This window comes from Gordonia sp. NPDC003950 (assembly GCF_053605205.1).
This window is the reverse complement of record NZ_JBSGIT010000023.1, coordinates 24866-42209: the sequence shown is the minus strand read 5'-3', so window position 1 is coordinate 42209 and position 17344 is coordinate 24866. Positions and strand designations below refer to the sequence as shown.

At 65.6% G+C, this 17344-nt stretch carries 14 protein-coding genes; 6 read left to right on the top strand and 8 right to left on the bottom strand.

Annotated elements, in window-relative coordinates; all coding sequences use genetic code 11:
* Window positions 1–124: 124 nt before the first annotated feature.
* The 4 genes from pstS to pstB all read left to right on the top strand — a co-directional run bounded on the left by pstS (window position 125) and on the right by pstB (window position 4153).
* A complete protein-coding gene (pstS, locus tag ACWETB_RS18795; protein WP_348808766.1) occupies window positions 125–1246 on the top strand; it encodes a phosphate ABC transporter substrate-binding protein PstS in 1122 nt (373 codons plus the stop codon).
* 34 nt (window positions 1247–1280) lie between these two features.
* Entirely contained in the window at window positions 1281–2366 is a 1086-nt protein-coding gene (pstC, locus tag ACWETB_RS18790) for a phosphate ABC transporter permease subunit PstC (RefSeq protein WP_348808767.1), read from the top strand.
* The gene (gene pstA / locus ACWETB_RS18785) at window positions 2363–3295 is read left to right on the top strand and encodes a phosphate ABC transporter permease PstA (protein ID WP_348808768.1); all 933 of its coding nucleotides are present in this window, start codon (window positions 2363–2365) and stop codon (window positions 3293–3295) included. The genes pstC and pstA overlap by 4 nt, the downstream gene beginning before the upstream one ends.
* 81 nt (window positions 3296–3376) lie before the next feature.
* Window positions 3377–4153 (top strand): phosphate ABC transporter ATP-binding protein PstB, encoded by a 777-nt coding sequence (gene pstB / locus ACWETB_RS18780; RefSeq protein WP_348808769.1) that lies wholly within the window; start codon window positions 3377–3379, stop codon window positions 4151–4153.
* Between the two features lie 70 nt (window positions 4154–4223).
* On the opposite strand, the gene ACWETB_RS18775 is transcribed toward pstB, so the two are convergent.
* The 6 genes from ACWETB_RS18775 to ACWETB_RS18750 all read right to left on the bottom strand — a co-directional run bounded on the left by ACWETB_RS18775 (window position 4224) and on the right by ACWETB_RS18750 (window position 11149).
* Window positions 4224–4379, bottom strand: coding sequence for a hypothetical protein (locus tag ACWETB_RS18775; RefSeq protein ID WP_348808770.1), 156 nt, complete (start codon window positions 4377–4379; stop codon window positions 4224–4226).
* Window positions 4380–4586: 207 nt separating this feature from the next.
* The gene (gene phoU / locus ACWETB_RS18770; protein WP_348808771.1) at window positions 4587–5243 is read right to left on the bottom strand and encodes a phosphate signaling complex protein PhoU; all 657 of its coding nucleotides are present in this window, start codon (window positions 5241–5243) and stop codon (window positions 4587–4589) included.
* Between the two features lie 66 nt (window positions 5244–5309).
* On the bottom strand, window positions 5310–7667 hold the full coding sequence (locus tag ACWETB_RS18765; RefSeq protein ID WP_452212853.1) for an LCP family glycopolymer transferase: 2358 nt from the start codon (window positions 7665–7667) through the stop codon (window positions 5310–5312).
* A 506-nt stretch (window positions 7668–8173) separates the two neighbouring features.
* A complete protein-coding gene (gene dusB / locus ACWETB_RS18760) occupies window positions 8174–9358 on the bottom strand; it encodes a tRNA dihydrouridine synthase DusB (RefSeq protein ID WP_452212922.1) in 1185 nt (394 codons plus the stop codon).
* Between the two features lie 38 nt (window positions 9359–9396).
* Window positions 9397–10389: an acyl-ACP desaturase gene (locus ACWETB_RS18755; RefSeq protein ID WP_452212851.1), complete on the bottom strand. Its 993-nt coding sequence runs from the start codon at window positions 10387–10389 to the stop codon at window positions 9397–9399.
* Between the two features lie 244 nt (window positions 10390–10633).
* Window positions 10634–11149: a nuclear transport factor 2 family protein gene (locus ACWETB_RS18750; RefSeq protein WP_348804785.1), complete on the bottom strand. Its 516-nt coding sequence runs from the start codon at window positions 11147–11149 to the stop codon at window positions 10634–10636.
* Window positions 11150–11306: 157 nt separating this feature from the next.
* Here ACWETB_RS18750 and ACWETB_RS18745 point away from each other — a divergent pair, with 157 nt between their 5' ends.
* Window positions 11307–12710, top strand: a complete 1404-nt coding sequence (locus ACWETB_RS18745) for a WS/DGAT/MGAT family O-acyltransferase (protein WP_348804786.1) — start codon at window positions 11307–11309, stop codon at window positions 12708–12710.
* A 16-nt stretch (window positions 12711–12726) separates the two neighbouring features.
* Entirely contained in the window at window positions 12727–14757 is a 2031-nt protein-coding gene (locus tag ACWETB_RS18740) for an NAD(+) synthase (protein ID WP_452212848.1), read from the top strand.
* A gap of 26 nt (window positions 14758–14783) precedes the next feature.
* On the opposite strand, the gene ACWETB_RS18735 is transcribed toward ACWETB_RS18740, so the two are convergent.
* Both ACWETB_RS18735 and ACWETB_RS18730 read right to left on the bottom strand, forming a co-directional pair.
* A complete protein-coding gene (locus ACWETB_RS18735; protein WP_452212846.1) occupies window positions 14784–15941 on the bottom strand; it encodes an acyl-CoA dehydrogenase family protein in 1158 nt (385 codons plus the stop codon).
* A gap of 13 nt (window positions 15942–15954) precedes the next feature.
* Window positions 15955–17151, bottom strand: a complete 1197-nt coding sequence (locus tag ACWETB_RS18730) for an acyl-CoA dehydrogenase family protein (RefSeq protein WP_452212844.1) — start codon at window positions 17149–17151, stop codon at window positions 15955–15957.
* Window positions 17152–17344 lie beyond the last annotated feature (193 nt).

The window sequence follows — 17344 nt, the reverse complement described above, 5'->3', positions numbered from 1 at the left end:
GGGATGTCCAATTCATCTTCCGTTCACCTTCGGTGCGCGGGCCGTCCATCGGCGGACCCTAGGGTTGTCCCGACCGGGCGCCCCGCGGGGGGTTGTCGTGTTCTGATGCTGGAGGAACCTGAAAGTGAAATTGAGTCGTACGGGTGCAGTCGTCGCCGCGATGGCGGCCAGCTCCGCCCTCGTCCTCGGTGCGTGTAGCAGCAATGCCGACAAGGACGACACGAGCGCCGCGCCGGCCTCGGCCGTGGCCGACATCCAGTGCCAGGGCAAGCAGTCGCTGAAGGCCAGCGGCTCCACCGCCCAGGCCAACGCCATGAAGATCTTCTCCACCTCGTTCGCCAAGACGTGCCCGGGGTACGAACTCTCCTACGGTGGCGGCGGCTCCGGCCAGGGCGTCTCCGACTTCAACCAGGGCCTCACCGACTTCGGTGGCTCCGACTCCCCGCTGAAGGGTGACGAGATCTCGGCCGCGGCCCAGCGCTGCAGCTCCGAGGCCTGGCAGCTGCCGCTGGTGTTCGGCCCAATCGCGGTCGCCTACAACGTCGAGGGTGTCGACAACCTGGCGCTGTCGGGTGCGACCCTGTCGAAGATCTTCAGTGGTGAGGCCAAGACCTGGAACGATCCGGCGATCGCCGCCGACAACCCCGGCGTCACCCTCCCGTCGACCCCGATCAACGTGATCTACCGCGCCGACTCCTCGGGCACCACCGACAACTTCCAGAAGTACCTGACCGCGGCCGGCGGCTGGACCAAGGGCACCGGCAAGACCTTCAACGGCGGTGTCGGTGAGGGCAAGCAGGGCAACCCGGGCGTGGGTTCGGCCGTGAAGCCGACCCCCGGTTCGATCGCCTACGTCGAGTGGGCCTACGCCCAGTCGAATCAGCTGTCGATGGCCAAGATCATCACCGATCAGGATCCCACCGGTGTGGCCCTGACCGCGGAGGCCGGTGGCAAGACCATCGAGTCGGCGACCCTGGCCAACGGTCCGGACAACCACAACATGGTGATCGACACCTCGTCCTTCTACAAGCCCACTCAGGCCGGTGCTTACCCGATCGTTCTGGCAACATATTCGATCGTGTGCTCCAAGTACTCTGACGCCTCCGTCGGTCAGGGTGTGAAGACCTTCCTGTCGGTGGCCGCCGCGCCGCAGAACCAGGGACAGGAACTGGTCAACGCCGGCTACATCCCGCTGCCGACCGAGTTCCAGCAGAAGCTGCAGGCATCGATCAACGCGATCCAGTAGCAAGTACCAACCACCACGATGCGAGATAAGAGTTATGTCTGTGGATGACACCACCGGACTGGGCCGGACTTCGGCGGGCAAACCGTCGGAGTCCGGCTCCACGCCGGACGAGCCCAACCAGTTACCGCCCGAGCAAAAGCAGGAACTGCAGGAACAGCTCCACCCCGGCCTGAAAAGCCACCGGGGCGCGGTCGGCGACCGCGTCTTCTCCTACCTCGCTCGTGGGACCGGTTTCTTCGTGATCGTGCTGATCGCGGGGATCGGCATCACGCTCGTCGTCGACGCGATCCCGTCGATCGCGGCGAACACCACGACCTTCCTGTTCTCCTCGGAATGGAATGTCGCCCAGAGCAACTTCGACGAGGGCACCGTCAGATTCGGTGTGTGGGAACTGTTCCGCGCCACCGTGCTGACGTCGTTCTTCGCGCTCGTCATCGCCACCCCGATCGCGATCGGCATCGCGGTCTTCCTCGTCGAGTACGCGCCCCGCCGGATCTCCCGTCCGCTCGGTGCGGTCATCGACCTGCTGGCCGCGGTGCCCTCGATCATCTTCGGTCTCTGGGGTATCTACATCCTGGCGCCGTTCATCGCACCGTTCGCCGAATGGCTGAACAGCAGTCTCGGCTGGTTCTTCCTGTTCGGGACCGGTAGCACGTCGATCGCCGGTGGCGGCACCATCTTCACCGCCGGCATCGTGCTGGCGATCATGATGCTGCCGATCATTGCCTCCATCACCCGAGAGGTGTTGCGGCAGACGCCGAGTGGCCAGAAGGAAGCGGCCATGGCGCTCGGCGCCACCAAGTGGGAGGTCATCCGGATGACCTCGTTCCCGTACGGCCGATCCGGCATGATCGCCGCCGCGATGCTGGCCCTCGGGCGTGCGCTCGGCGAGACGATCGCGGTGATGATCATCTTGAGCGCGGCCGTCGGACGCCTCAAGTGGTCGCTGTTCGAGGGTGGCGACACCTTCGCCTCGAAGATCGCCCGCGACGTCGGCGAATTCGTCGGCAGTCGCGACACTCAGAGCGCCTACATCGCCGCCGGCCTGGTGCTCTTCGTTCTCACGTTCGTGGTCAACGCGGTCGCCCGTGCGGTCGCCGGCGGAAAGGTGAACGGATGACCATCACAGCCGACGAAGCGGCCTCCGGTGGCGGTCCCGTCAAACAGGCCCCCAGCGCATTCCGCGAGGTCTCGCTGAGCCGCAAGGCCAAGAACAATGCGGCCAAGATCGCCTTCATCGCCTGCTTCGCGCTCGGGGTGATCCCGCTGGTGTGGTTGCTGTGGACCGTCATCTCGCAGGGCGCACAGGCGATCACCGATCCCAACTGGTGGTTCGGCGATGCCTACGGCATCGACACCACCACCCAGTACGGCGCAGGTGTGGCACCGGCGATCGTGGGGTCGATCATCCAGGCGTTGATCGCGGCCATCATCTCGGTGCCCATCGCCGTCCTCACGGCCATCATGCTGGTCGAGTACCCGACGTCGAAGCTCGTCAAGCCGGTCAGTTTCATGGTCGACATCCTCGCCGGAGTGCCGTCGATCGTCGCGACGCTGTTCATCTTCACGGTGTTCGTCATCGGACTGTCGATGGGGCAGAGCGCCTTCATGGTGAGCCTGGCACTGATCCTGCTGATGATCCCGATCGTGGTGCGCTCCACCGAGGAGATGCTCAAACTCGTCCCCGACGAATTGCGTGAGGCGTCCTACGCCCTGGGTATCCCCAAGTGGAAAACCATTGTGCGCGTGGTTATTCCGACGGCGCTGTCGGGGATGCTCTCGGGTATCTTCCTCGCGATCGCCCGCATCATGGGTGAGACCGCCCCGGTGCTCATCCTCGCCGGGCCGGCCAGCTCGCTGGTGAAGACCAATCCCTTTGAGGGCGGCATGAATTCGCTGCCGCTGTTCATCAAGGACGTGTGGTCGGCGAGCCAGCCGGCGTCGTCGTTCTACTACTGGGGCGCGGCACTGACGCTGATCATCATCATCGCCGTTCTCAACGTCATCGCCGCGTTGCTGGCGAAGTACCTGGCGCCCAAGACCAAATAGGCCACGCGGGTGCGTCGACCCTCGGCGCACACCTCACCGGTCGCATCCACCAGTTCATCCAGACTTCCCAAAGGTAGTGCCATGGCCAAGCGCCTCGACATCAAAGATCTGAACATCTACTACGGCAAGTTCCACGCCGTGAAGGACGTGACGCTGTCGGTGCCGCCGCGCAGCATCACCGCATTCATCGGACCGTCCGGTTGCGGCAAGTCCACCGTGCTGCGCACCCTCAACCGCATGCACGAGGAGATTCCCGGCGCCTACGCGGTCGGCAGCGTGCTCCTCGACGGCGAGGACATCTACGCCAAAGAGGTCAATCCGACCGCGGTGCGCACCACCATCGGCATGGTGTTCCAGCGTCCGAATCCGTTCCCCACGATGTCGATTCGCGACAACGTGGTGGCCGGCCTGAAACTGCAGGGCATCCGCAACAAGTCCGAACTGGCCGAGGTGTGCGAACGCAGCCTCAAGGGTGCGAATCTGTGGGATGAGGTCAAGGATCGTCTCGACAAGCCCGGTGGCGGCCTGTCCGGTGGTCAGCAGCAGCGTCTGTGCATCGCCCGCGCCATCGCGGTGTCGCCGGACGTGTTGCTGATGGACGAGCCGTGCTCGGCGCTCGACCCGATCTCGACGCTGGCCATCGAGGACCTGATGGGTGAGCTCAAGAAGGACTACACCATCGTCATCGTCACCCACAACATGCAACAGGCCGCCCGCGTGAGTGACCAGACCGCGTTCTTCAACCTCGACGGCGTCGGCAAGCCCGGTCAGCTCGTGGAGATCAACGACACCGAGACGATGTTCTCCAACCCCACCAAGCGGGAGACCGAGGACTACATCTCGGGCCGTTTCGGATAGGCCGGACCGCCCACCTTCGGCGGCCCTACGACACAGAAATCCCCGATCGCCCACGGCGGTCGGGGATTCCTCACATGTTGAGGTAGAGGATCACCAGCAGTGCGAGCAGCGACGCGATCACGCCCCCGTAGATGACGAGCTGTCGGGCACCGAGGTGATGGTGTCGGGAGTCATCGTCGTCGGACACGGCATTGAAGTCCGGTTCGGCGGGGTAGCGCAGGCCCATGGGCTGTTACCCTAACCGCTCGCCGATGTGCGTCGCACATTCTGAGACGATGTACCACACGCGGCATATGAGTGGTCGGGGTCACAATGTCTGGGTCACGGTGGGCGCAGACGGTGGGGCGCAGACGGTAGGGGGCACAGACGGCGATCGGCGCCGACGCACGAGACGTCGACGCCGATCACCGGCCGGAAGGAACCGCGCGGAGATTCAGACCTCAAGGTCCTCGAGGGTCTTGCCGGTCGCCTGGAAGACCACCCGCCGGCCGATGAGGACGGCGTGGTCGGCGAAACGCTCGTAGTAACGCCCCAGCAGGGTGATGTCGACGGCGGCGGCGACGCCGTGATTCCATTCGCGATCCATCATCACCGTGAAGAGGTGACGGTGCAGATCGTCCATCGAATCGTCGTCCTCTTCGAGGCGCGCGGCGGCCTGCGGATCGAGGGTTTCCAGCGCCTCACGGGCGTTGTGCGCGAGGATCACCGCCAGGCGACCCATCTCGGCGAAGTACCCGGCGACCTCCTCGGGGAGGGCCTTGGCGGGATGGCGACGCCGGGCCACCTTGGCGACGTGCAGCGCCAGGGCGCACATGCGGTCGGCGTCGGAGACGATCTGCAGGGCGCTGACGATACCGCGCAGATCACCCGCGACCGGATTCTGCAGCGCCAGCAATGCGAAGGCCTGCTCCTCGGCCTGCGCGGTGAGCTCACTCATCCGCTCGTCTTCACTGATGACATCCTCGGCGATCGCGAGATCGGCCTGGAGAAGGGACTGGGTGGCACGTTCCATCGCCGAGCCGGCGAGGTCGCACATCTCACCCAGAATGGCGTTCAGAACGCGCAGTTGTTCCTGGTAGGCGGTACGCATGTATCAAGGCTACTGGGTACGGGGTGCCGAGGCCCTCTTCTGGGCGGTGAACTCCCAGTGAACGCCTCAGGAGCACGTGGTGTCGCCGGCGTTGGTGATCGCCAGATCGTTGGGCAGGTCGCCGGTATTGGCGGCCGGCGGCAACGATGACACCGACAGCGTGGTGCCCACCGACGGCGCGGTGCCGACCGTACCGTCGAACTCCGATCCCAGGATCACCTCGACACCGGAGCGGACGGTGCGATCGAGTTGGATCGAGGCACCCGGGAACATCTCGGCCAGGGTCGCCGCGGAGTCCTGGGAACCGGTGCCGTAGCGGATCACCGTGTCGGTGCGGTTCTCCGACGCGTCGGCCACGCCCTGCACGTTGAATCCCTGCCCGTAGAGCTGATCGGAGACCTCGCTGGCGATCCCGTCGCGTCCGGTGCCGTTGAGCACCCGGACCTCGACGTTGCCCGGGTTCTGGGCGGTCGCCGACACATTCGTGGGTGCGGCCGTGGTGGTCGTCGTCGACGTCGACGAGCTCGAGCTGGACGTCCGTTCGGCCTGCTCGCCGGGCAACGGGTCGTCGTTGATTATCGCGTTGAACAGCGCGTCGATCTTCTCGGTGTTGGGCAGTTCGTTGTTGCTGCCGTCGGTCGCGGTGCCGTCGGTGGGGATCGTGATGAACGAGACGCGGCCCGCCTCGATGCCCTGCATCGACTCGGCCAGTTTCAGCAACGACTCGGTGTTGACGTTGTCGACGTAGCTGTAGTCGATGAACGTGTTGACGATCGAGTTGAGTTTGGTCGGATTCGTCAGCACGTTGCCCGACAACGTCGATCGCAACAGCGACGACATGAACAGCTGTTGGCGTTTGATGCGGCCGTAGTCACCGTTGCCCTCGGTGGAGACGGTCCGTGCCCGCACGTAGTTCAGGGCGCGTCGGCCGGTCAGTTTCTGCTTGCCGGGCTTGCGCAGGATCTGACCGAGTTCGTAGTCGTAGAGCGGCTGGGTGGAGCACACCTCGACACCGCCGACGGCGTTGACGACCTTTTCGAAGCCGTAGAAGTCCATCGCGATGAAGTGGTTGATGTTCAGACCGCTCATCTGGGTGATCACCCGCACCAGGCATTGCGGCCCGCCGAGGGCGTAGACGCTGTTCAGCTTGACCTCGGTCTGAGCGGGCAGGGGATCGCCGTAGGTGCCGTTGTCGTTGTCCCACTGCTGGCACTCGGGCTGATCGACCTGCAGGTCACGCGGGAACGAGACGGCGACGACGCGGCTGCGGTCGGCCGGAATGTTCACCAGGATCACGGTGTCCGAGCGGGCGCCCTCGGCGTCGGCGGTGGTGCCGGCGCCGACGTCGCCATTCTGGCCGCTGCGGGTGTCGGTGCCGACGATCAGGTAGTTCTCGTCGCCGTACTGTGCGTTCTTGTCTCGGATGTTCGCGTCGTCGGGGTCGACGGCGATGATGTTGCGCCAGTTACCGTTCCACGACTTGAGGTATCCCCACACGAATCCGGTGCCGACCAGCGCCATGATGCAGGCGACCGAGACCAGGATGCGCCCGGTCATGGTGGCGTTGCGGCTCAGCGATTGTTTGCGGGTCCGTCCGGCGAGTCGACGCGGTCGGGACCGGGCGACCTTGGTCAGGTCCGGGGTGCGCTCCATCGGTGCAGCGGCGACCGTCTCGGGTGACGCGGTGTGCGGAGCCGGGGCGACGGGCGTGAAGGCGTCGTCGTCGGTGGGGGCTGCGGACGCGGCGACGGCCTCGGTTGGCGTGTTGTCGGCGGGGGCGTCCTGGTTTCCTGCGGAGGATTCGCCGGCGGCGGTCTCCTCGGGCGCGACGGGGCCACCGACCGGTTGTCCGCCCTGGGCGCGGGACTCCTCGATGGCCCGGCGCGTCGTCGCACGATCGGACAGGTCGGGGCCCGGGCCGTCGGCACTGACCGGCGGGATCTTCTGCGTGACGTCATTGCCCTCGACGCGCGGTATCGGCGGCAGCGCCGTGGTGGGGGCGTCAGGTCGGGGTGGCTCGGGCCGGGTCGGCTCGGGGCGGGGCGGGGCCGGCTGATGATTGCTGCGGGCTGGCCGGAAGCGTGAGCGGGCGGTCGGGATGGCCTGGGTCGGCGATTCGTCGGCGGGCCCACCCCGGTCGGCGCGGTCGGCGTCGGGATGCTCGCCGGCGGCGTTCATCTGTTCCATCAGCTCACGCACGGTGATGCGGTTGCGGCCGCGGACGAAGCGGTCGGCGGAGCGTGGTTCGCGCAGGCGATCGGATTCGGGGGTCTCGCCGGCCGGTGGTGCGGAGAACATCGAACCGAGGTCGTCGCCGGAGCCGCCGCGGTTCTCGCGACGGCGTCGCCCGCCGGCGGTTTCGCGCCCGGCGGTGGGCTCGTCGTCGCCCGATGCGCCGCCCCTGTTACGCGTCCAACGACTCAACTGACAGATCCTCATCCCCCGCTACTTGGTGAACCACGGCGTCGGGGGTTGACGCCTGCGGCACGTACCTCTGGTGGAACCTGCCGCGGCAGGGCCTTGCGACATCGTACTTGGTCGAGGCTGAGAGGCATCCTCAGCTCACGGCTCGTGTGATGTGGAGCGCCCTTCTCCGTCGTCGACAGCGCTCTCGCCATCACTGACAGCGCTTTCCGAGTCACCGACGGCGCTCTCGCTATCACTGACGGCGCTTTGCGTGCCGTCGACAGCGCTCTCTCGGGAGTTGACAGCGCTCTTTCTGTCACCGACAGCGCTTTGTTCGACGCCGACTCGTTCAGATGTAGGGCACATGAGCGCGGTGAACGACGTGCAGAGCGCTGTCAGTGATGAGGAAAGCGCTGTGAACGACGTGGCAAGCGCTGTCAACGCAGGGAAGAGCGCTGTCAACGCGGGACAGGGCGCTGTCAGTGATGAGGAGAGCGCTGTCAACGCGGCGGGGGAGCGACCGCTCAGCCGCCGGAGTGCATGACTTCGGCGCCCTCGGGGACGACGTCCTCGTACGGGTCGTCGAGCCATCCCTGGGGGAGGGCGACCTTCGCGGGTGATCCCTGCCGGCCGCGTGGGCCGTGGCCGTCCTCGGGGAAGGGGGCATCGGCCGGCAGTGACGCGACGAGTTCACGTAGCTCGTCGAGCGTGGTCACCAGTGAAAGGCGTTGCCGCAGATCCGAACCCGCGGGAAAGCCACGTAGGTACCAGGCCACGTGCTTGCGGATCTCGCGCATCCCCTTGTCCTCACCGTGATGATCGGCGAGGAGTTGGCCGTGGCGGACGATGATCGCGGCGACGTCGCCGAGTGTCGGTTGCGCCGGTGCCGGCAGACCGTTGAGTTCGGCGGCGAGTTCGGCGAACAGCCACGGCCGGCCCAGGCAGCCGCGTCCGATGACGACGCCGTCGCAGCCGGTCTGCCGCATCATCGCGACGGCGTCGGCCGGTTCGAAGATGTCGCCGTTGCCGAGGACGGGAACCTCGGTCACGTGATCCTTCAGCCGGGCGATCTCACCCCAGTCGGCCTCGCCGGAGTACCGCTGCGATGCGGTACGGGCATGCAGCGCAACGGCTTTCGCGCCCTCTGCGGCCGCGATGCGGCCGGCGTCGAGGTGGGTGTGGTGCTCGTCGTCGATGCCGATGCGGAACTTGACGGTCACCGGGATGTCGGTGCCCTCGACCGCGCGGACCGCTGCGGCGACGATTTTCTGGAACAGCACCCGCTTGAACGGGATGGCCGATCCGCCGCCCTTGCGGGTGACCTTGGGGACCGGGCAGCCGAAGTTCATGTCGATGTGGTCTGCGAGACCCTCGTCGACGATCATCTTCGCGGCCTCGTAGGTGTAGCGCGGGTCGACCGTGTAGAGCTGCATCGACCGCGGGTTCTCGTCCGGGCCGAACGTCGTCATGTGCATGGTGACCGGGTGCCGTTCCACCAGTGCCCGGGCGGTCACCATCTCGCACACATAGAGGCCCGACACGGTCCCGGTGCGGGCGAGTTCGAGTTCGCGGCACAACGTCCGGAACGCCACGTTGGTGACGCCGGCCATCGGGGCCAGCACGACGGGGCTGGCGAGTTCGATGGACCCGATACGCAGCGGCGTCGCGCGGGTGGCAGACGACAGCGCACCGGCGCCCTCGGTGGAGATGGAGGGCGCCGGCGCGGTGATCGGGTGCGTGGTGGTGCTCAGGACGCCTGCCGTTCCCGCTTCTTGGCCTCACGGGCGAGTGCGCGGTCGCGCATCTCCTCGAAGCGGATGGTGTCCTTCTCGAGCTGCTCGAGGAAGGCGGCGAGCTCCTCACGGGTCTTCTCGCCCTCGGCGCTGAAGTCCTCGCGCTCGAAGACATTCCACTTGCGCAGCACCGGCTGCACGACCTCTTCGAGGTGCTGACGCAGGTCGTAGATGCCGTGCTTGGCCATCAGCACGCCGTGGCGACGGAAGTTGGGCATGCCGGCGCCGGGCATCTGGAAGTTGGTGACGATGTCGGTGACCGCGCGCAGCGTCTGATCCGGGGCGAGGTCCATACCCGCCCCGCAGATGTTGCGGTAGAAGATCATGTGCAGGTTCTCGTCGGCGGCGATGCGCTGCAGCATCCGATCGGCGATCGGGTCGTTGCAGGCCTTGCCGGTGTTGCGATGGCTCACGCGGGTCGCGAGTTCCTGGAAGGTCACGTAGGCGACCGAGTGCAGAATGCCCAGTTCGTCGGCGTGCTCCTCCAACTCGTCCACGCGCCCGGCGGCCGCCAGCATCGGGTCGTAGCCGTTGGTCATGTGGACCATGCGATCGGCCTCGAGGGCGACCGGGTCGACGCCGCGGGTGACCACGAGGTAGTCGCGCATCACGATGCCGTGCCGGTTCTCTTCGGCGGTCCAGCGGCCGACCCAGTGGCCCCACGCGGAGTCCATGGAGAAGTTGTCGGCGATGACGCGGTGATACGAGGGCAGGTTGTCCTCGGTGAGGAGGTTGGTGATCATCGCGGCCTTGGCGACCTCGTTGAGCTGCGACTGCTCCGGGTCGTAGTCGCTGCCGCCGAGTGCTGCGTAATTACGTCCCTCATCCCACGGGATGTAGTCGTGCGGATTCCAGTCACGCGCGGTCTTGAGGTGACGGTTCACGTTCTCTTCGGCAACCGGAGCGAGTTCCTGTAGGAGCTCCAGCTGAGTCAGTGCACGTGCCATAAAGATTCCTCCGAACGGTGGTCGCATGCGTTGTGGGTTCGGTGCGCACGCGCGTAGGTCAAGGGACCAGGCTACGGCACCGGGCCGGGTCGGCCCAAGTCTCGACCTACGGGGGCGTAACCGAACCGTGTGGGTTGTCGTCGTCGGGGTGCCGGGCGTTACGTGCCCGGTTCCGACTCACCATCGTGCGTGGATCGAATCCGACCGTCCACCCCGCGGCCCGTACTCACAGGGGATCGGCAGGTCATCGTCGCGCGGCAAACGCCGGCCCGATCCGTCGCATCCACTTCTCCGCGCTGTCGTCGAGAGTACCGAGGTCGGCGGCCTTTTCGCACCATTTCATGGCCGCCGCGCCGAACTCGAGAGGGTTGTATACGTCTTCCTCGGCCGACCACAGGCCCTCACCTGCATAGGTGAGGATGGTGATGTTGGTCGCAGTGATCAGGGTCCCATCGCCGGGATCGCGCATCGGATTGTCGACCTCGCAGATCACCCGGGCCGTCGTCGGGTCGCAGACGTGCCAGAGCGCGGGGAATCCCGTCATGTGACTGCCGGGGAAGGCCGTCATCGTCTTCCAGATCCAGGTGCGGATCTCCGCACGTCCGTGCATGACGCCCAGGGCGTGCTCGACGTAGTCGGCGTCGACGGTGAACATGTCGGCGAAGCGATCCCAGTCGCGGCTGACGCCGACCTCGGCGACGGTTCGCTGGAACGAGGCGAAGGCGTCGTCGAGTTCTGCGGCGGTGAAGGTGGCACCCATGGGGCACACACTAGAACGTGTTCCAGTTTTCGACCGGGTATCGACGACGATTCGCCAATCTCGACAAGTGGTGGGGATCCACGACGCAGGAGAGCAGAATGGATGTGATCGCCGAGTGACTGCTCGGTGACGTGAGGGCTGGAACCGGAGGTCCGCAGTGCAGCGGTTGAGTGGGTTGGATGCGTCGTTCCTCTATCTGGAGACCCGGTCCCAGCTGATGCACGTCGTCGGGATCATGGAACTCGACCCGTCCACGATTCCGGGTGGCTACTCCTTCATCCGGATGCGCAATCAGATCTCGCGTCGGGTCGCCGGAATGCCGATGCTGCGGCGCAAGCTCGACAACTCGACCCTCAACATCGATCACCCGGTGTGGGTGGAGGACGAGCGTTTCGACATCGACCGGCACGTGCATCGGGTCGCGTTGCCGGCACCGGGCGGCAAGCGGGAACTGCACGAACTGTGCGGGCATCTGGCCGGTCAGACCCTCGATCGCGGAAAACCGCTGTGGGAGATGTGGATCATCGAGGGCAGTGCCGACGGTTCGCTGTGCGCCTTCCTGCGCATGCACCACGCCAGCGTCGACGGTGTCACCACCGCCGAGGTGCTCGGGCAACTGTGCACCCTGACCCCGGACGAGGACGAGGCCGATTCGGCGAAGTTGCAGGAGACCGCGGGCGGGCCCAATCGCACCGGCATGGTGGTCTCCGGTGCGCTCAACTACTTCGTCGGCCGCCCGATCGCGATGGCGAAGCTGATACCGCAGACGGTGTCGGTGCCGTTCGAATGGTTGCGCCGATCCCGCTCGCACACCAGCATGCCGGCACCGTTCGCGGCCCCGCGCACGGTGTTCAACGGCCCGATCTCGCCGCATCGCAGCATCGCGACGACCCAGCTGTCCCTCGACGACGTCAAACGGGTCAAGAACCGTTTCGGGGTGAAGGTCAACGACGTCGTGCTCGCCATGGTGGGCGGCGCGCTGCGCGAGTACCTCGACCGTCACGACGATCTGCCGGATCAACCGTTGGTGGCGCTGGTACCGGTCTCGGTGCACGGCGCCGACGAACGTGACCTCGTGGTCAACGGCACCAACAAGGTCACCGGGATGTTCACCGAACTGCCGTCGGACGTCGCCGATCCCGTCGCCCGGCTGGAACGTGCCGGCGAACTGTCCCGGCGTGCCAAGGAACATCACGCCGACATCGACGCGAACATCCTGCGGGCCTGGGCGCAGTTCGCGCCCGGCACCACGATGTCGACGCTGATGAAGTTCTACGGCGACCGCAAACTGTCGATGAATCACCCGCCGGTGTACAACGTGACCGTCTCCAACGTCGCCGGACCGGATTTCTCGATGTACTTCTGCGGCGCCAAGGTCACTGCGGTGTACCCGCTCGGGCCGATCTTCCACGGGTTGGCGCTCAACGTGACGGTCTTCTCCGTCGACGGTCACCTCAACGTCGGCATCCTCACCTGTCCCGATGAGGTACCCGACGTCGACGAGATCGCCGAGGCCTTCGAACATCAGCTCAAGGCATTGATCGAGGCGTGCGACGACTGACCGATACGCTTATCGCGTGTCCGTCTATGACCATGGCTTCGCACGCGTCGCCGGAGCCGTTCCGGTGGTCCGTATCGCCGACCCCCGCGCCAACGCCGAGGCCACCATCGAGCTGATGGCCGACGCCGCTGCCGACGGCTCCGCGTTGATCGTCTTCCCCGAGATGGGGCTGTGCGGCTACAGCATCGACGACCTCGTCCAGCAAGATGCCGTCCTCGACGGGTGCCTGCAGGCGTTGGCATCCGTCGTCGACGCCAGTGCGGGGTGTCCGGCACTGGTGGTGGTCGGGGCGCCGCTGGTGGTCGGCGACGGGCTGTACAACTGCGGTGTCGTGATCCGCGACGGGCAGATCCTCGGCGTCGTGCCGAAGTCGTATCTGGCCAACTATCGGGAGTTCTACGACAAGCGCTACTACAGTGCCGCGCGTGATGCGCCGACCGACTCGGTGCGGCTCTTCGGCGCGGATGTGCCGTTCGGTGCCGACCTGATCTTCGTCGCCGACGATCTGCCCGGGTTCGCGGTACATGTGGAGATCTGCGAGGACGGCTGGGTGCCGATCCCGCCTAGCGTGTGGGCGTCGTTGGCCGGTGCCACCGTGCTGGCCAATCTGTCCGGCTCGCCGGTCACCGTGGGTAAGGAGTCGTATCGGAAACTGTTGAGCACCAGCCATTCCGCGCGGTGTATCGCCGCGCACCTGTATGTGGCGGCCGGGTTCGGCGAGTCGACCACCGATCTGGCCTGGGATGGTGACGCGCTGATCACCGAGAACGGGTCACTGCTGACGCGCAGCCGGCAGTTCGAGATGGGCGCCCAGATCATCAGTGCCGACATCGATCTGGACCGCCTTCGGCAGGAACGTATGCGAATGACCAGTGTGCGGGACCAGGTCGGGGACCACCGGGAAGCTCTCAAAGGCATGCGGCGTGTGTCATTTACGTTCGGCGACATCGCTTCCGGTTCCGCCGCAGGCATGCTGCGACGCCCGATCCCGCGCTTTCCGTTCGTGCCCAGCGGTACCGCGGATCTCGATGAACGTTGCCGCGAGGTGGGCAACATCCAGGTGCAGGGGCTCGCCGCGCGACTGCGGGCGACGGGACTGGAGAAGATCGTCATCGGCGTCTCCGGTGGCCTCGACTCCACGCTGGCGTTACTGGTGACCGTCGACACCTTCGATCGACTCGGTTTGCCGCGCACCAACATTCTCGCGTACACGATGCCGGGATTCGCCACCGGCGACGCCACCTTGCGCCGGGCACACGTGTTGATGGATTCGCTGGGGGTCAGTGGTTCCGAGATCGACATCCGGCCGTCGTGTGAGCAGATGCTGGCCGATCTCGGCCATCCGTTTGTCAAGGGCGAGAAGGTTTTCGATGTCACCTTCGAGAACGTGCAGGCCGGCGAACGCACGTCGCACCTGTTCCGCCTGGCCAACCACCACGGCGGGATCGTCCTCGGTACCGGTGATCTCTCCGAACTGGCTCTCGGCTGGTGTACCTACGGTGTCGGCGATCAGATGTCGCACTACAACGTGAACTCCTCGGTGCCCAAAACCCTTGTCCAGCATCTGATCCGCTGGATGATCGGCAATGGCGACTACTCCGCTGAGACCACCGGTGCGTTGACCGAGATCCTCGCCGACGTGATTTCGCCGGAGCTGGTGCCACCCGGTGAGGACGGCGCCATCCAGTCCACCGAGGACGCGGTGGGACCCTATGAACTCCACGACTTCTTCCTGTATCACCTGACCCGTTTCGGCTACCGCCCCAGCAAGATCGCCTTCCTCGCGCGACAGGCGTGGGGTTTACTCGACCGTGGCGCGCAATGGGATCGGGAATCGATCGACGCGCACAACGTCTACGACGACGAGACGATCGAGAAGTGGCTGTCGGTGTTCTGCAAGCGATTCATGGGCAACCAGTTCAAGCGCACCGCCATGCCCAACGGGCCGAAGATCGGTTCGGGTGGATCGCTGTCGCCGCGCGGGGACTGGCGCTCGCCGTCGGATGCATCGGCACGGGCCTGGCTGGATGAACTGCACGGGAACTGATCCCAGGGCCGGGTGGGTCTGTCGACCTACAACCCCAGATCCTTGGCGATGATCGTCTTCATCACTTCGCTTGTGCCGCCGTAAATCCGGGAGACGCGGGTGTCGGCGTACAGACGGGCGATGGGGAATTCGGTGATGTAGCCGTAGCCGCCGTGCAACTGCAGGCACTTGTCGATGACCTTTCCCGCGGTGTCGGTGGCGAACAGTTTGGCGCGTGCGGCGTCGGCGACGGAGAGCTCGCCGGCGTTATGCAAGGTTAGTGCACGGTCGACGAAGTGCTGGATCGCCTCCACCTCGGCCGAGCACTCGGCGAGGACGAACTTGGTGTTCTGGAACGATGCGACCGGCCGTCCGAAGACGTCGCGTTCGCGGGTGTAGGCGAGCGCATGCTGCAGGGCCGCGGCCGCCGTCGCCGACGAACCGATCGCGATCGTCAGTCGCTCCTGCGCGAGATTATGTGTGAGGTAACGGAATCCGGCGCCCTCATCGCCGAGTCGATCCTCCACCGGGACCCTCACGGAGCGCAACGACAACTCGGCGGTGTCGGAGGCCTTGAGGCCGATCTTCTCCAGCTTGCGGCCGACGGCAAAGCCCTCGGAGGTGGTGTCGACCACCAGGATCGTCAGTCCGGCACGACGGTTGTCGGGATCGAAGGGCGAGGTGCGGCAGACCACGAGGATGCGGTCGGCGAGGGCGCCGCCGGTGATGAAGGTCTTGGCGCCGTCGAGGATGTAGTGCGTGCCGTCCTCGGTGAGCCTGGCCGTTGTCGAGATGTTGGCGAGATCGGATCCGGTACCCGGTTCGGTCATGGCGATCGCGAACATCAGGTCGCCGGAACAGAATCCGGGCAGCCACCGCTGCTTCTGCTCCTCGGTGGCGTACTCCATCAGGTACGGCAGGATCAGGTTGGCGTGCACCGAATAGCTGCCGAAGGTCACCCCGGCCGCGGCGCATTCCTCACTGATCACCAGGGAGTAGGTGAAGTCGTGTTCGCCGCCGCCGCCGTACTGCTCGGGTGCCTCGATGCCGAGCACGCCGAGTTCGCCGAGCTTGTTGTAGAACTCGCGGGGCGGATGCCCCTGCTTCTCCCACTCGTGATGGACCGGCACCACCTCCTTGGCGATGAAATCCCGGATGGTCTTGCGGAAGGCGTCGTGATCCTCGTTGAAAACGGTGCGCTGCATGTGTTCTCGCCTCTCAGTTGGTCCGGTACTCGCGGAGAAGTCCCTTGGAGATGATCTGCTTCTGGATCTCGCTGGTGCCCTCACCGATCAGCAGGAAGGGTGCCTCGCGCATCAGCCGCTCGATCTCGAACTCCTTGGAGTACCCGTATCCGCCGTGGATGCGGAAACTGGCCTGGGTGACCTCGGCGCAGTATTCGCTGCACAGATACTTGCTCATCCCGGCGGCCACGTCGTTGCGTTCGCCGGAATCCTTGAGCCGCGCGGCATTCACCATCATCAGATGGGCGGCCTCCACCTTGGTGGCCATCTCGGCCAGGCTGAACGCGACCGCCTGATGCTCGGCGATCGGCTTACCGAAGGTGCGTCGCTGCTGGGCGTAGTCGATCGCCAACTCGAAAGCGCGTTGTGCCACACCGCATGCGCGGGCCGACACGTTCACCCGTCCCACCTCGACACCGTCCATCATCTGCGCGAAGCCGCGGCCGGGGGCGCCGCCGAGGATGTCCTCGGCGGTGGCGTGATAGCCGTCGAAGATGAGCTCGGTGGTGTCGATGCCCTTGTAGCCCATCTTCTCGATCTTGCGGGGAATGGTCAGTCCCGCAACCACTTCACCGAAGCCGGCGGGCTTCTCGATCAGGAAGGTGGTCAGGTTGTGGTGCGGTTTCTCGGCGCCCTCGTCGGTGCGGACCAGCGCGGCCACCAGTGTCGACGACGCGCCGTTGGTCAGCCACATCTTCGCGCCGTTGATGGTGTACTCGCCCTCGGTGTCGCGTTTGGCGGAGGTCTTGATGGCCGCGACATCCGAACCCAGATCGGGCTCACTCATCGAGAAGGCACCACGCACCTCGCCGGTCGCCATCCGCGGGAGCAATCGCTGCTTCTGCTCCTCGGTCCCGTGCTGACGCAACATGTAGGCGACGATGAAGTGGGTGTTGATCACCCCGGACACGCTCATCCAGCCGCGGGCCAGTTCCTCGACGCACAGGGCGTAGGTGAGCAGGGACTCGCCGAGTCCGCCGTACTTCTCGGGGATCATCAGGCCGAACAGGCCCATCTCCCGCATGCCGTCGACGATCTCCTGCGGGTAGGTGTCGGTGTGCTCGAGCTCCTGCGCGTTCGGGATGATCTGGGTGTCGACGAACCGGCGCACGTTGGCGACGATCTCGGTCTGGATATCAGTGAGTCCCAGGGTCTGGGCGAGGCGGGCCATGGTCACAGCATGCCCGGCGAGGCAGGTATCAGGAACGTGGTCTCCGGCTAACGCTCCGATAGGGCCAGACAATGGGTGACCCGGAAATCACCGGGAATCGGCGTCTGAACTGCGCATATAGGTTCGGCCTTTCGGCTCCATCGCCAACTTGGGCATTGTCGGCAAAACGGACCGTCGGTTCTGATGAGACTGC

What these genes read in the sequence shown, in the direction of transcription:
- pstC (WP_348808767.1), top strand. Translation starts at nt 1,281, where the DNA reads ATGTCTGTGGATGACACCACCGGACTGGGCCGGACTTCGGCGGGCAAA.
- pstA (WP_348808768.1), top strand. Translation starts at nt 2,363, where the DNA reads ATGACCATCACAGCCGACGAAGCGGCCTCCGGTGGCGGTCCCGTCAAA.
- pstB (WP_348808769.1), top strand. Translation starts at nt 3,377, where the DNA reads ATGGCCAAGCGCCTCGACATCAAAGATCTGAACATCTACTACGGCAAG.
- ACWETB_RS18775 (WP_348808770.1), bottom strand. Translation starts at nt 4,379, where the DNA reads ATGGGCCTGCGCTACCCCGCCGAACCGGACTTCAATGCCGTGTCCGAC.
- phoU (WP_348808771.1), bottom strand. Translation starts at nt 5,243, where the DNA reads ATGCGTACCGCCTACCAGGAACAACTGCGCGTTCTGAACGCCATTCTG.
- ACWETB_RS18755 (WP_452212851.1), bottom strand. Translation starts at nt 10,389, where the DNA reads ATGGCACGTGCACTGACTCAGCTGGAGCTCCTACAGGAACTCGCTCCG.
- ACWETB_RS18750 (WP_348804785.1), bottom strand. Translation starts at nt 11,149, where the DNA reads ATGGGTGCCACCTTCACCGCCGCAGAACTCGACGACGCCTTCGCCTCG.
- ACWETB_RS18735 (WP_452212846.1), bottom strand. Translation starts at nt 15,941, where the DNA reads ATGCAGCGCACCGTTTTCAACGAGGATCACGACGCCTTCCGCAAGACC.
- ACWETB_RS18730 (WP_452212844.1), bottom strand. Translation starts at nt 17,151, where the DNA reads ATGGCCCGCCTCGCCCAGACCCTGGGACTCACTGATATCCAGACCGAG.